The sequence below is a fragment of the Marinagarivorans cellulosilyticus genome, assembly GCF_021655555.1.
In the GTDB taxonomy this organism is placed as follows: Bacteria; Pseudomonadota; Gammaproteobacteria; order Pseudomonadales; family Cellvibrionaceae; genus Marinagarivorans; species Marinagarivorans cellulosilyticus.
In genome coordinates this window covers 2,595,002-2,609,943 of sequence record NZ_AP023086.1, presented here as the reverse complement: position 1 = coordinate 2,609,943, position 14,942 = coordinate 2,595,002, and the positions used below count along the sequence as shown (strand labels likewise).

Genomic DNA, 14,942 nt, shown 5'->3' with positions numbered 1-14,942 from the left:
ACAATACCTCTTTACGCTAATTTACCGTGGCATGCTTTATATTTTTTACCCGAGCCACATGGGCACGGATCATTGCGCCCTACTTTGGGTGCTGCACGCTGCAAAGGCTGCTGCAAAGGCGGAGCTTCAGACTCTGGCGCTTGCGGCGCTGTTAACGCCGATGCGTCTTCATGCTTTAATTGCTGGTTACGCATCGCTGCTTCTGCTTCCATTCTGCGCTGGGCTTCCATCATATGCATTTGCTCTTCGGTCATCGGCTCGACTTTAAACAATACACGCGCAACATCGTGCTTTAAGCTATTCAATAATTCTTGGAACAACTCAAAAGCTTCTCTTTTATATTCTTGCTTGGGGTTTTTCTGCGCATAAGCGCGCAAGCCAATACCTTGGCGTAACTGGTCCATGCTCTGCAGATGCTCTTTCCACAATGTATCTAGAACATGCAGCATTAATTGCTTTTCCAGACCTCGCATAACACCGCCAAGGCGCTCGCACTTCTGCTGGTAGAACTCATCCATTGCAGCAATAATTTTTTCGCGCAACGGTTCTTCATACAGTTTTTTATCGTCTTCAAGCCACTGGGCAATGGGTAGATCCACACCGAAATCAACCTTAATAACTTCCTCCAGCCCCGATACGTCCCATTGCTCAGCCAATGATTGAGGAGGAATATGGTTAGAGATAATATCGTTCATGACCTCTTCGCGCATACCCGTAATGGCATCTTCAATGCTGTCCATTTCTAATAAATCATTGCGCTGGGTATAAATTACCTGCCTTTGATCGTTGGCGACATCATCGTATTCAAGTAGCTGCTTACGGAAGTCAAAGTTGCGACCCTCAACTTTTCGCTGCGCTTTTTCAATAGCCCGAGAAACCATTTTTGCTTCGATCGCTTCGCCTTTCTCCATGCCTAGCGCACTCATCATATTGCGCACACGATCAGAGGCGAAAATACGCATCAAGCTATCTTCCAGTGAAAGATAAAAGCGCGATACACCAGGGTCACCTTGGCGCCCCGCACGACCGCGAAGCTGATTGTCTATTCGGCGAGATTCGTGGCGTTCTGTACCAACAATATGCAGACCGCCATTGGCTTTAACTTGCTCGTTACGCTCCTTCCATTGCGCCTTGAGCTCGTCGATTTGGGCTTGTGTTGGGTTATCAAGCTTTTCGACATCAGCTTCCCAGCTTCCACCCAACTTAATGTCCGTACCACGGCCCGCCATATTAGTAGCGACTGTAATTGCACCAGGGCGCCCAGCTTGAGCAATAATATCGGCCTCGCGGTCATGCTGCTTAGCGTTAAGCACTTCGTGACGAACCCCCGCAGCCTTAAAGCGACGAGAGACTTCTTCAGAGCTTTCTACCGATGCAGTCCCCACCAAAATAGGGACGTTTTTGCTTTGCAGCTCTTGAACCTGTTTAACAATTGCATCGTATTTTTCGTCAATGGTTAAAAATACAAGGTCGTTCAAATCTTGCCGTGCAATGGGTTTATTCGTAGGGATAACAACAACATCTAAACCATAGATTTGACGAAATTCAACAGCCTCGGTATCGGCAGTACCCGTCATACCCGATAATTTTTTGTACAACCGAAAGTAGTTCTGGAAAGTAGTTGAAGCCAAGGTTTGACTTTCATTTTGAATTGCCAGTCCTTCTTTGGCTTCAATCGCCTGATGCAACCCCTCTGATAAACGACGCCCAGGCATTGTGCGGCCCGTGTGTTCATCAATTAAAAGTACCTGGCTATCTTGCACAATGTATTCGACATCATTGTGATAAAGCTTGTGGGCCTTCAACGATGTATGAACGTGGTGCAATAGATTTAGGTTGCCGGCAGAATAAAGGCTGTCGTTTTCCTTCATAAGCTTATTTTTGACTAACCACTGCTCAACCAGCTCGTGACCATCTTCAGTCAGCTCGATTTGGCGGCCTTTTTCATCGAGCATAAAATGCCCTTTTTCGGCCAACCGGCAAACTGGCGGTTTAGCACTGGCATCCGCAATCACCAAATCTTTATTAGCTTTATCAGCTTCAGTTAAAGCTGCAGTAATTGAACAGGGCTTTTCTTGCCCTTCGAGCAGCACCTTTTGAAATTGAATTTTCTCATTGCGCTCGCCATCAGAATCGGCCACGGGGCGCAAGGTGGGCGTTAGGAGGTTCATCACCCGATAAAGCTCAGAGCTATCTTCAGCTGCGCCGGAGATGATGAGCGGTGTGCGCGCCTCATCGATTAGGATCGAATCCACCTCATCCACAACGGCAAATGTCAGCGGCCGCTGCATGCGATCTTCTTTGCGCAAAACCATATTATCGCGCAAGTAATCGAACCCAAATTCATTATTTGTGCCGTAGGTAATATCAGAGTTATAAGCTTCGCGCTTTTCATCTTGCGGCTGCATTGAAGCAATAACGCCAACCGTTAAACCCAGAGCCTCATAAAGTGGGCGCATCCATTCAGCATCGCGGCGGGCCAAATAGTCATTCACAGTTACAAGGTGCGAGCCATTACCGGGAATCGCATTTAAATAGACAGCCAGCGTCGCCATGAGTGTTTTACCTTCGCCGGTACGCATCTCTGCGATGCGCCCCTCGTGCAAGGCGATACCACCAATCAGCTGAACATCGTAATGGCGCATTCCCATAACGCGCGAGCTGGCCTCTCTACAAACTGCAAAGGCCTCTGGCAATAATGCATCAAGGGTTTCACCATTTTGGTGGCGCGAACGAAACTCTTGTGTTTTTTCTTTTAGCGCAGTGTCTTCCAGCCCCTTGATAGACTCTTCTAAGGCATTAATTTTTTTAACGAGCTTGCGCATACGCTTTAATTCGCGATCGTTTTTAGAGCCAAATAACAATTTAATAATATTCAGAGTCATAACGGTATCTTAATTGTGTTGCCGTAACGGCGGTAAAAAGTGAGTTGGCTAAAAAGCCGAAACTGTTCGATATAAAAACAAATAGGACGGGGCTTTAAAGGTTCAGCGGCTGGCTCGACGAATGTAAGAGGCGGGATCGACAGCGCGACCATGCTTATAAACCTCAAAATGTACGTGTGGGCCTGTGGAGCGGCCACTTGAGCCCATCAGCGCTATAAGTTGGCCTTTTTTCACTACATCGCCTATTTTAACGAGGTTTTCTTTGCAGTGAGCATAGCGGGTTGTGAAACCGTTGCCATGATTAATTTCAACCAAATTACCATAGCCGTAACGCTCTGCAGACCAAGTAACGACACCCGCAGCAACTGCGACAATATCGCTGCCATCTTTGCCAGCAAAATCAACGCCCGCATGCCAAGCAACGCGCCCGCTGAACGGATCAGTTCTGCGGCCATAGCGCGACGACAAATAACCTTTTGTGATTGGACGCCCAGCCACAAAAATAGACTCTTCTACTTTTTGGTTGGCCATCAAGGCTTCTAGTGTTTGCAGCTGATGCTGTCGATCCTCAATCTTGAAGGACAGCTCATCAATCATATCCATGAATGTGGCAACTTCAAAGTTGTGGTTGTCTAGCTCCTCAGAGGGGCCACCCAAAGCTGGCGGCTGGCTAAAATCGAACTCGCCATGCTCTAGCTTTGCAGCCACTGTCATGCGCTCACCGAGCGCATCTAAGCGAACTAAGCGGGCCTGCAGCTCAGCCACTCGTAGTGTGAGTGCCTCAAGCTTACTTTGCGCTTCATTGCGGGTATTTTCGATTTCTAGCTGCTGGGCGGTGAGCGTTTGCTCCCACGTTTTTGAAACGTCCTGGGTTAACAGACTATGACCACTTTTTACACTCCATTGCAGCGCAATTAACGTTACCGCGGCTAACGGTAAAGCCAACATACCGGCGATCAAAAACGTCTTAGACCAAAAGCCTAAGGTAATTGTTTTTGTGCCACCATGGCGTTTGCTAATGAATATAATCTTCACTGACTTTTGTCTTTAGCTACCCGAAATACGCGCAATACTTTGAGCTTGCGCATATTTAAAAGTGTTTGATATCGACGGTAATTTAGACCTGATGCTGGGACGCCAGCAAGATGAATAAATAACGGTCGCCTCGCTTAAAGTTTAATCAAAAAAATGACAAAACCTAGTCGATTTGGCTATATAGCTTAATCGGCGCCAGAATATGGCATATAAAACACAAAAAGCCAACTGTTCGAAAGTTGGCTTTTTGTAAGCAGGCAAGCGCCAAGGCCTCGCCAGAAAAAACATAACCTATGGTTTATGCAGCAGCCAATGGCTTGTGATAGGCAATTGGCGACTCTTCATCATCCTCAAAAGTCACAACTTCCCAAGCATCTGGCTGACGAATAAGTTCGCGCAGCGATTGGTTATTTAAGCCGTGACCAGACTTATAAGCACGGAATTCACCAATTAAGGTGTTACCTAAGAGATATAAATCTCCGATGGCATCAAGGATCTTATGCTTTACAAATTCGTCTTCATAACGCAAACCGTCTTCATTCAATATGCGGTATTTATCAACCACAATGGCGTTATCAACACTGCCGCCCTTGGCTAAGCCTTTCGAGCGAAGGTATTCTATTTCATGCATAAAGCCGAAAGTCCGCGCTCGCGAAATCTCTTTCACAAACGAGGTACTTGAAAAATCCACCACGGCATCGAGTTTGCGCCCTTTAAATACGGGGTGATCAAAATCGATAGTAAAAGACACCTTAAAGCCGTCAAAAGGTACAAAAGTCGCCATTTTATCGCCGTCGGTAACCGTTACTTCTTTCTTGATGCGAATAAATTTCTTCGCAGCTGGCTGCTCTTGGATGCCTGCAGACTGAATCAGGAAAACAAACGGGCCTGCACTGCCATCCATAATGGGTACTTCATCGGCGCTTACATCAATAATGGCATTATCAATACCCAAGCCTGCCATCGCTGACAACAAGTGCTCTACAGTAGAAACCCGTACATCGCCATTTATTAGCGTTGTAGATAGCGTTGTATCACCAACGTTTTCAGCCTTTGCCTGTATTTCAACAACAGGGTTTAGGTCTACACGTCGAAAAACGATACCGCCATCTATTGGGCCAGGCCTTAGGGTTAGATAGATCTTTTGCCCTGTATGCAGCCCCACACCGGTGGCGCGAATCTCGTTTTTGAGCGTGCGTTGTTTGATCATTACTTTATGTCTCTATAGATAAGCGGCCAAAAATGTAAATTTTTAGCCGCGTGTCATACTGTTGTTATCAATTGGCCGGAGAATCATAGCCAATTCAATGAGTGCCACTGATGCTGCAAAGCAAAAATAGTAAATATTAAGGTGACTAATACTAACGCCACACAACTGAATTCAACCTGAACGCTCGATTCAGCAACCATAATGTACGCAAAAAGCACGCCGGTATTCGACGTGCTTTTTGCGTCAGCATACGCCCGCTATAACGCGGGGAACAGCATCCATGCAACGGTATCTCAGGCGTAGCTGCCAGAAACTGCGCGCAATAATCGAGCAAGCGGCCTGCGGTTAGTCCGCTTGACGGCGCAGGAACGCCGGAATATCAAGATATTCCATGTCCCGAGCCTTTTCATCAAGCTTTGGCGCTGCACTAGAGTTTTGGTTACGCATAACTGTTGGTTTATCCAACACAGCATAATTCAAACCACCGTCGGCGTGGCGCGTATTATCTACAACTTTTTCAGGTTTTGCAGGTGTTTCTTCTTGCGCCTGAACAGCACCCAAGCCAGTAGCAACCACAGTCACCTTAAGGGTGTCGGCCATATCAGGGTCAATCACTGTACCTACAACCACAGTAGCATCACCAGAGGCGAACTCTTCGATGGTGTCACCGACTTCATTGAACTCACCCAAAGATAAGTCCATTCCAGCAGTAATGTTAACCAAAATGCCACGCGCACCGTGAAGGTTCACATCTTCAAGAAGTGGGCTGCGAATAGCGGCTTCCGCAGCTTCACGTGCGCGATTCTCGCCTTTACCTGAACCGCTACCCATCATCGCCATGCCCATTTCACTCATCACAGTGCGAACATCAGCAAAGTCGACGTTGATCATGCCTGGGCGAATAATAAGATCCGCGATACCCTGCACCGCACCCAACAATACGTCGTTAGCGGCTTTAAAAGCATCGATTAAGCTGGTGGATTTACCCAGCACAGCCAATAGTTTTTCATTTGGGATAGTAATCAAAGAATCAACGCGATCTTTTAATTGCTTAATACCCTCTTCCGCAATCGCCATGCGCTTGCGGCCTTCAAAAGGAAATGGGCGGGTCACAACAGCGACAGTAAGAATACCCAGCTCGCGAGCAACCTCAGCCACTACGGGTGCAGCGCCTGTACCAGTACCGCCCCCCATACCCGCGGTGATAAATACCATATCGGCACCTTGCAGAGTTTCTGCAATACGCTCACGGTCTTCCATTGCAGCCTCGCGGCCCACGTTAGGGTTGGCGCCAGCACCTAAACCTTTGGTTAGATGGCCACCAAGTTGCAACACGGTTTGCGCACTAACATTTTTCAACGCCTGCGCATCGGTGTTAGCGCAGATAAAGTCCACACCATCAACTTGTTGCTCAATCATATGACGCACAGCGTTACCGCCACCGCCACCTACACCTACAACTTTAATTACCGCATTTTGCGGAATATTATCTACAAGCTCAAACATGGTTTTCCCCTTTCGTTCCCCTGCTTAAAAATATGTATACGCTAGGTATTGTTGCCATAGCGTCAATTCAAGTGTTTCGCGTAACTTATCAATAGCTAACAGTGCCTATGCACTAACTTTACAAGTTGCGCTGAAACCAATTCTTTATTCGTCCCCAAGTATTATCTGTAGGCTCAAATGACTCTGTACCCTGCCCACCTTGCTGCTTCAGGCCGTAGTGCAATAAGCCAACACCCGTGGAATAAATTGGGTTATTGACGATATCACGCAAACCAGAAACATTTTGCGGTGCACCTAAACGTACAGGCATATGGAATATTTCTTCGGCCAACTCTACAACACCTTCCATTTTTGATGTGCCACCGGTTAATACAATGCCCGCCGGTAGCATATCTTCGAAACCACTACGCCTTAGTTCGGCCAACACCAAAGTGAATAACTCTTCGTAACGTGGCTCCACTACTTCAGCCAACGCTTGACGAGAAAGGTCTCTTGGTGGGCGCTCGCCTACACTTGGAACCTTTATTGTTTCTTCCGCGCCGGCTAGCTTGGCCAAGGCACAGGCATATTTAATTTTGATATCTTCAGCGTGCTGCGTCGGTGTTCTTAACGCCATTGCAATATCATTAGTCACTTGATCACCAGCAATAGGGATTACTCCCGTATGGCGAATAGAGCCTTCGGTGAAAATAGCGATATCGGTTGTTCCACCACCAATATCCACCATGCATACACCCAGCTCTTTTTCATCCTCTGTTAACACGGCATAGCTCGATGCCAATTGCTCTAGAATAATATCGTCGACATCTAAGCCGCAGCGACGAATGCACTTCTCAATATTTTGCGCAGCATTTACAGCGCAAGTCACCAAATGCACTTTGGCTTCTAAGCGTACACCAGACATACCTAACGGCTCTTTTACACCGTCTTGATCATCGATGCGGTACTCCTGTGGCAAGATATGCAAAATGCGTTGATCCGCTGGTATAGCAACCGCTTGGGCAGCATCAATAACGCGCTCTATATCTTGAGCAAAGACTTCTCGGTCTTTAATCGCCACAATACCGTGCGAGTTCAAACTGCGAATATGACTACCGGCAATACCCGCATACACCGAATGTATTTGGCAACCGGCCATTAGCTCGGCCTCTTCTACTGCGCGCTGTATCGATTGCACCGTTGAATCAATATTGACGACCACGCCTTTTTTTAAACCACTAGAGCTATGAGAACCAATACCTACTACCGACAGTTCACCTTCAGGCGATAACTCCCCAACGATCGCAACAACCTTAGATGTTCCAATATCTAAACCCACGATCATTTTATTTCCACTGGACTGCGCCATTGCCTGTGCCCCGATAAATCAATTTGGCTTTTAAGCCCTAGTCGTATTACTGTTTCGCGATACCTACAAGGGTTCGCACTTTTATCGCTCAGAACATTTTAACTAATGAACTGCAGCTTCGGCTTTACTTGTCTCTGGCGGTTCTATCCAGTTAATGGCAAAGCCTTGTTTATAGCGCATATCGATCGCATCGATATTGCTTACTTGGTCATTCAACTCTGCGGTCAACACGTCCATGAGGCGCTGTAACTTTTTGAGTGAATCTTCTCTGCCAAGCTTAATTTCTATTTCTGGCGAGATCTTTAAGGACCAGGCTAGGGTATTATCCAGTTCTAGCACTAAAGGTGCAAATTTATAATTAGCCAACAACTTCGCAACTAAGACATATTGCTGCATGACTTTTTCTGCATACCTATCATTGGCTCTCAATAAAGGTAGATGATTTAATTCAGTTTTGTTGTCTAAATTAACAATTTCACCCCGTAAATTTAAAAAATCATGCGAATTCCAGCGCGCTATTGGCTGTTGCTCCGATATTTTTATCAATAACGTATCTGGCCACTGCCGAGTCACTATTGCACGATCAATCCAAGGGTGCTTTTCCAAGTGACTTTTTAAAGCAACAATGTCCAGCTCTAAAAAAGTTTCCGTCAATTTTGTTGCCACTAACGCTTCAATATTTACCTGTGATACATACTTAAAATCCCCCTGCACACTGACATGCGCAATAGGCTTATTCGTGTATTGCTGAATAATGGCTAATGGCTCTAACCGATAAATACTCCAAACCAACAATACAGCGACGGCAACCGCCAAAAAAGCATTCAGTAAAAAGCGCCAGGGTATCTGGCTTGCTTCACTTTTCTTCGCTGCCAGGCTTCGCCGCCGGCTAGCGCCACCACTTTTTTTCGCCTTTGCCACAAACTAATTCGCCGTAACCTGCGCGGCAATGCGCAAAATCAACGTTTCAAAATCAATATCTGCAGCTTGCGCGGCCATTGGCACTAATGAATGGCCCGTTAAACCCGGCACAGTATTGACTTCCAGCAAATAAAATTCACCCGCTGCATTTGCCATAATATCAACACGCCCCCAGCCCTCAGCCCCAACAGCCGTAAAGGCAGCCTTTGCTAATTGCTTTAGCTCAGTTTCCTTTGCTTGCGCCAAACCACAAGGGCACAAGTATTGAGTATCATCGGCTAAATACTTTGCATTGAAGTCATAAAAGTCACTATTGGGTTGAAGCCGTATAGGTGGCAGCGCTTCACCATTTAAAATAGCCACCGTGTACTCCGCGCCGACAATGAACTGCTCGGCCAATACGCTAGTATCGTATTGCGCAGCCTCTTCGTAAGCTTTTTTAAGCGCTTGCGGCGTATTCACGCGGCTCATTCCAATACTCGAACCTTCGTGCGCAGGCTTTACCATTGCCTCGCCACCCAAATAGGCAAGCGCTTGTACCCAGTCGGTAGACTTCTCGAGCGCTAAATATTGCGCAGAAGGTAAATTTACGCCGGACCACAATTGCTTTGTACGCAACTTATCCATACATAACGAGGATGCCAACACACCACTGCCGGTGTAAGGGATATTTAAAAATTCCAACAAACCTTGGATTTTGCCATCTTCACCACCCACGCCATGCAAGGCAATAAAAGCACCCGATAGTTCCTGCTGTTGCAACTGTGCAACAGCATTTTCTTGTGTATCAATAGCCACTACATCAACACCGAAGCTTTGCAGTGCTTCAATCGCAGCAGCGCCACTTTGTAATGAGATTTCGCGCTCGGCAGAGTTCCCACCAAATAACACCGCAATACGACCTATTTTTTGCGCTACGGCTTTGGCATCAAAAGCTGTTTGTTTAAGCGTCATGCGAAACCGCCTCCGACCATTGACCAAACACATCAGCCAAGCTAATCGCTAAAGCGCCGACATTACCGGCACCTTGAGTAATAACAATATCGCCGGGTTGAATTAAATTCTTTAAAACCCCAGCCACTTGATCTAGCGCTTCCACAAACACCGGCTCAACAAAACCACGCGTACGAATACCTCGACTAAGATGCCGACCGTCAGCGCCAGTGATTACCGCTTCGCCAGCGCTGTATACTTCTAGCAAAACTAATTGATCTACTGTCGATAATACTTCTACGAAATCTTCAAATAAATCACGCGTGCGGGTATACCGATGCGGCTGGTAAACCATCACTAGACGGCGCTCTGGCCAACCCTCTCTTATTGCGGCGATAGTGGCGGCAACCTCCCTTGGGTGGTGGCCATAATCGTCAACTAACATAACGCTTTGCTCACCAGCTAAAGCGTATTCACCATAAATTTCAAAGCGACGGCCAACACCTGAAAATTCTTTTAGCCCTTTCGCTATTGCATCAACACTTAAACCTTCCTCTAAGCTTACCGCTAATGCCGCCGTAGCATTTAGCACGTTATGCCGCCCGGGCAGGTTAACGTGCAGTTCTAAGGGCTCCTCGTGGTGAGGCGTTTTAACTTTGAAAACCTGAGACTTTTCTGTTTGGACAACATCAAACGCTTGGTAATCACAACTTTCACTAAATCCGTAGGTTTGAACAGAGCGCGATACTTTGGGCAAAATGCTGCGAACAACCTCATCATCACCGCACACGACAGCCAAACCATAAAAAGGAAGGTTATGTAAAAACTCAATAAACGTTTGCTTGAGTTTTTCAAAGTCACCGCCATAGGTTTCCATATGATCAGCGTCAATGTTTGTCACAATGGAAACCATCGGCTGGAGGTGCAAAAACGACGCATCACTCTCATCGGCTTCCGCCACTAAATAACGGCTGGCACCTAACTGCGCATTACAGCCGGCACTATTTAATAAGCCGCCAATAACAAAGGTGGGGTCTTGCCCTGCAGCAGCAAAAATGGCAGCCAATAAGCTGGTGGTAGTGGTTTTGCCATGCGTACCAGCAACTGCAATGCCGTGACGATAGCGCATTAGCTCGGCGAGCATTTCTGCTCGGCGAACAACGGGGATGCGATGTTCACGTGCTGCGTGTATTTCTGGGTTGCTTTCGTCAATCGCACTAGAGTTCACAACCACATCCACATTGATCACATTAGTGGCATCGTGACCAATAAAAACAGTGACGCCCATATTAGCCAAGCGCTGGGTCGTCTTAGACGCCTTAGCATCCGAGCCCGATATTTCGTAACCCTGATTCAGTAAGACCTCTGCAATGCCGCTCATACCAGCACCGCCAATACCAATAAAATGTATGCGGCGAATTCTGCGCATTTCTGGCGTTTGATAAACGCTGATATCAGACATGTAAATACTCCAAACAATAATCTGCTACATTCGCCGTGGGTGTTTTTTCATCCCGCATAAAAGCGGTTACAGCCATTTTGTGCAAACGAGAACGGTCTTGGTAAAGCTGTGTAATGTGATCGGCCAACAGTGCTGCAGTTAAAGTAGCTTCAGGGCATAAAATTGCCGCACCTTTTTCACTTAACCATCGGGCATTGGCCGTTTGGTGATCATCAATAGCATATGGGAATGGAACCAATAAAGAAGCCGCCCCCACCGCCGCTAGCTCTGCCACGGTTAACGCACCTGCGCGACAAATAATTAAATCGGCATCCGCCATAGCCTTAGCAACGTCTACAATAAATTCCGGCAATTCAATGTGATATTCAGGCTTTTGCTCTTTAAGAGCGCTATACGCTTCTTGCGCTACCGCTTTTGTTCTAGCACCCGATTGATGAACCACTTGAACATTGAGGTCGGCCGGTAACAAAGCCAATGCCTCTGGCACCTTTTGATTAAGCGCTTTTGCGCCTAGGCTTCCACCTAAAACCAGCACTTTAAAAGGTAACCCCTTCTGCGTGTTAACGCGCTCACTAGGTTGAAGCTGATGATAAAAGCCGTTGCGCACAGGGTTACCAACAAAAATGCCTTTTGGCAGCGCATTAGGAAAACCACACAACACATGCTTAGCAAGCCTTGCCAATATCTTATTCGTGCTGCCTGCTATTGCATTTTGCTCATGCACAATCAAGGGAATTCCACAAAGGCGTGCAGCAATGCCACCTGGACCAGAAGCATACCCCCCCATCCCTAAAACAACATTTGGCTTTATTTCCCGAATAATACTTTTCGCTTGAGCAATCGCTTTAGCTATAGCTATGGGGCCGGTGATAAACTTAGTTAAAGACTTACCACGAATACCTGCAATGTTAATGGTATGTAAAGGAATGTTATTTTCGGGGACCACTTTTGCCTCAATACCTTTATCGGTACCTATCCAATGCACCTGAATACCGAGATCGCGCAAGTAATCGGCAACGGCCAATGCGGGAAACACATGCCCCCCAGTACCGCCCGCCATAATTAAGATGGTACCTACTGCCTTTTGAGACTTGGGAGCGTTAGGCTGTGTCATCGTTAACCTCCCAGCCCAACCGCAAAACCAACGCTATTAATGCCGTACAAACAATCAAGCTGCTGCCGCCAGAGCTCACAAAAGGCAGAGTTAAACCTTTTGTGGGTAACAAGCCAGAGGCTACCCCCATGTTTATAAAAGCTTGAGCACTAAAAAGCATCCCGATACCAACTGCACAATAGCTAGCAAAAAAACGCTCTTGCTTAAATGCTTTAGAGGCTAAAAGTAGTATTCGCCATACCACAACAACAAAACCTACCACTAAAACCAAAGCGCCGATAAGGCCAAATTCCTCAGCTACAATCGAAAAAATAAAATCTGTGTGTGCCTCTGGTAAAAAGAACAATTTTTGTAAGCTATTCCCTAACCCTAATCCCATCCATTCACCGCGCCCAAACGCGATTAAAGATTGCACCAGCTGATAACCACTCGAAAACTGATCAGCCCAAGGGTCAAGAAATGTCACTAAGCGCTGCCAGCGATAAGGCGAAGCCACGGCCATAAAGACCAAACCGGCAATACCAACTAACGCCAATAAAATAAAACGCAATATTGGCACACCGGCCATAAACATCATTGCTCCAGCAGTAATACACAATACAACCGAGCTTCCAAAGTCAGGCTCAAGTAGTAACAAAGCAACAAACGCGCCCAATATCGCTAGCAATTTGAAAAATGCACTCCAACCTTCACGGAACTCGACACTTCTGCGGGCTAAAAAGCTGGCAAAAAAAACAATAAAGCAAAACTTAGCCGCTTCAGATGCCTGAATAGTAAAAGGGCCAACCCCTAACCAGCGGCGGCTGCCATTAACAACCTTCCCCACACCCGGAATTAATACGGCCACTAACAAGGCAATGCCAACAATAAGAAATACAATACCAAAACGATTCCATATTTCGCTCGGCAAACTAAAAATAACCACGCCGGCAGCTAGGGCCAAGCACAAAAACACACAATGGCGCTTTACAAAAAACCAAGGGTCATTATAACTATGGGCTGCAAGGTCGATAGAAGCAGACAGCACCATCACCAAGCCGAACGACATTAGAGCCAACACTGTCGTCAGCAATACCAAATCAAGACGCGAGCTTTTAGCAACAAGGTCACTAACGCTTTGCTCAAAATTTAACGATGCCGTCGTCACGCGAGCAACTCCCTAGCCGCAAGACTAAATACCTCGCCACGCTGCTCAAAACTGCTGAACATGTCTAAGCTGGCACAAGCTGGCGACAGCAACACACAATCGCCAGTGGTCGCCTGTTTAAATGCAGAAGCAACCGCTTGCTCTAATGAACTCTCGTTTGCAACAGGAAGCTCCGGTGCCAACTGCGCTATCAGCGCTGCAAGCGCGGGGGCATCTTTACCGATTAAAGTAACTGTCTTAGCGGTACGCTTTAAGGCTGGAATTAACGGCGAGAAATCTGCCCCCTTACCATCGCCGCCAAGAATAATGTGTAAATTCTGAGGACCATCGGCAAAACCATTTAATGCCGCAACTGTTGCCCCGACATTAGTGGCTTTGGAGTCGTTGATAAAATCAACGCCATTCACTGTGACGACAAATTCGCAACGATGCGGTAGTCCACCATACTCAGCTAAGGCACGTAGACAAGCCTCCATAGGAATATTAGCGGCTTCAGCCAACGCCAAAGCCGCTGCCGCATTAGCATAATTATGCGAGCCCACAATTTTCAAATCGCAGCCTGCAATTAGCGGTTTAAAGCCCTTGGCTATATGACCATCATAAAAGCCAAAATCTTTTAAATCTGGCTGGCTTGCGCTAAAGCATACGCGCTTAACACCTTCAGCAAACGGGGGCTCTGTTAATGGGTCTTGTTTATTAACGACAATAGTTTTGGCGCCAAAGGCAATGCGTTGTTTAGTTAAGGCATATTCCATAAAACTATTGTAACGATCCATGTGATCTGCTGACACATTCAAAACAGTTGCCGCGATAGGCTTGAGCGATTGAGTACTTTCTAATTGAAAGCTCGATAACTCCAAGACATAAAGATCAATAGCCGCATCGAGAGTATCCAATACAGGCAAGCCGATATTGCCAGCAACCACTACATTAATACCTGCAGCTTTTGCCATTTCACCCACAAGGCTTGTAACCGTCGACTTGCCATTGGAGCCTGTAATAGCAATAACCGGTGCCGTAACCGCCCGTGCAAATAATTCTACATCTCCAACAACTGATACTCCCGCCGCTATTGCTTGTTCAATAATAGGATTTTTGCGTGACAAACCTGGGCTGATAACAATTTCATGCGCACTACACAACAACTCGCCATCGAAAGCGCCCAACTGAATATTCAGCGCTGGAAACCGCTGTTGTACGGCTGCTAAATTTGGTGGTGTCTCGCGGCTATCACACGCGACAACCCGAACACCTTGCGCCAATAAATACCGTATAACCGACAAGCCGGTAACGCCAAGGCCAATCACAACGGTGTATTTATTGGAGCTGATTAAATTCACAAAAAATCTCTTTAAATACCAAAATTAATACAAGTAACGTT

General features: G+C 46.7%; 11 protein-coding genes. All 11 read right to left on the bottom strand.

Going from position 1 to position 14,942, the window contains the following annotated elements; translation table 11 throughout:
- Nucleotides 1-11 precede the first annotated feature (11 nt).
- Entirely contained in the window at nucleotides 12-2,885 is a 2,874-nt protein-coding gene (gene secA / locus MARGE09_RS10570; RefSeq protein ID WP_236987297.1) for a preprotein translocase subunit SecA, read from the bottom strand.
- A 102-nt stretch (nucleotides 2,886-2,987) separates the two neighbouring features.
- A complete protein-coding gene (locus MARGE09_RS10565) occupies nucleotides 2,988-3,920 on the bottom strand; it encodes a M23 family metallopeptidase (RefSeq protein ID WP_236987296.1) in 933 nt (310 codons plus the stop codon).
- Nucleotides 3,921-4,218: 298 nt separating this feature from the next.
- A complete protein-coding gene (gene lpxC, locus MARGE09_RS10560; protein ID WP_236987295.1) occupies nucleotides 4,219-5,130 on the bottom strand; it encodes a UDP-3-O-acyl-N-acetylglucosamine deacetylase in 912 nt (303 codons plus the stop codon).
- Nucleotides 5,131-5,475: 345 nt separating this feature from the next.
- On the bottom strand, nucleotides 5,476-6,636 hold the full coding sequence (gene ftsZ / locus MARGE09_RS10555) for a cell division protein FtsZ (protein ID WP_236987294.1): 1,161 nt from the start codon (nucleotides 6,634-6,636) through the stop codon (nucleotides 5,476-5,478).
- Nucleotides 6,637-6,754: 118 nt separating this feature from the next.
- On the bottom strand, nucleotides 6,755-7,984 hold the full coding sequence (gene ftsA, locus MARGE09_RS10550) for a cell division protein FtsA (RefSeq protein ID WP_236987293.1): 1,230 nt from the start codon (nucleotides 7,982-7,984) through the stop codon (nucleotides 6,755-6,757).
- A 102-nt stretch (nucleotides 7,985-8,086) separates the two neighbouring features.
- The gene (locus tag MARGE09_RS10545) at nucleotides 8,087-8,905 is read right to left on the bottom strand and encodes a cell division protein FtsQ/DivIB (RefSeq protein ID WP_236987292.1); all 819 of its coding nucleotides are present in this window, start codon (nucleotides 8,903-8,905) and stop codon (nucleotides 8,087-8,089) included.
- 3 nt (nucleotides 8,906-8,908) lie between these two features.
- A complete protein-coding gene (locus tag MARGE09_RS10540) occupies nucleotides 8,909-9,859 on the bottom strand; it encodes a D-alanine--D-alanine ligase (RefSeq protein WP_236987291.1) in 951 nt (316 codons plus the stop codon).
- A complete protein-coding gene (gene murC, locus MARGE09_RS10535) occupies nucleotides 9,849-11,300 on the bottom strand; it encodes a UDP-N-acetylmuramate--L-alanine ligase (RefSeq protein WP_236987290.1) in 1,452 nt (483 codons plus the stop codon). Before murC ends, MARGE09_RS10540 begins: the two co-directional genes overlap by 11 nt.
- Nucleotides 11,293-12,414 carry an undecaprenyldiphospho-muramoylpentapeptide beta-N-acetylglucosaminyltransferase gene (gene murG / locus MARGE09_RS10530; RefSeq protein WP_236987289.1) on the bottom strand — a complete coding sequence of 374 codons (1,122 nt, stop codon included), beginning with the start codon at nucleotides 12,412-12,414 and terminating at the stop codon, nucleotides 11,293-11,295. Before murG ends, murC begins: the two co-directional genes overlap by 8 nt.
- Nucleotides 12,401-13,561 (bottom strand): putative lipid II flippase FtsW, encoded by a 1,161-nt coding sequence (gene ftsW, locus MARGE09_RS10525; protein ID WP_236987288.1) that lies wholly within the window; start codon nucleotides 13,559-13,561, stop codon nucleotides 12,401-12,403. Before ftsW ends, murG begins: the two co-directional genes overlap by 14 nt.
- Nucleotides 13,558-14,901, bottom strand: a complete 1,344-nt coding sequence (gene murD, locus MARGE09_RS10520) for a UDP-N-acetylmuramoyl-L-alanine--D-glutamate ligase (protein ID WP_236987287.1) — start codon at nucleotides 14,899-14,901, stop codon at nucleotides 13,558-13,560. The genes ftsW and murD overlap by 4 nt, the downstream gene beginning before the upstream one ends.
- Nucleotides 14,902-14,942 lie beyond the last annotated feature (41 nt).

Excerpts from the sequence above, each read along its gene's own strand:
- ftsA (WP_236987293.1), bottom strand. The coding sequence starts at position 7,984 with ATGGCGCAGTCCAGTGGAAATAAAATGATCGTGGGTTTAGATATTGGA.
- ftsZ (WP_236987294.1), bottom strand. The coding sequence starts at position 6,636 with ATGTTTGAGCTTGTAGATAATATTCCGCAAAATGCGGTAATTAAAGTT.
- MARGE09_RS10540 (WP_236987291.1), bottom strand. The coding sequence starts at position 9,859 with ATGACGCTTAAACAAACAGCTTTTGATGCCAAAGCCGTAGCGCAAAAA.
- lpxC (WP_236987295.1), bottom strand. The coding sequence starts at position 5,130 with ATGATCAAACAACGCACGCTCAAAAACGAGATTCGCGCCACCGGTGTG.
- murG (WP_236987289.1), bottom strand. The coding sequence starts at position 12,414 with ATGACACAGCCTAACGCTCCCAAGTCTCAAAAGGCAGTAGGTACCATC.
- murC (WP_236987290.1), bottom strand. The coding sequence starts at position 11,300 with ATGTCTGATATCAGCGTTTATCAAACGCCAGAAATGCGCAGAATTCGC.
- secA (WP_236987297.1), bottom strand. The coding sequence starts at position 2,885 with ATGACTCTGAATATTATTAAATTGTTATTTGGCTCTAAAAACGATCGC.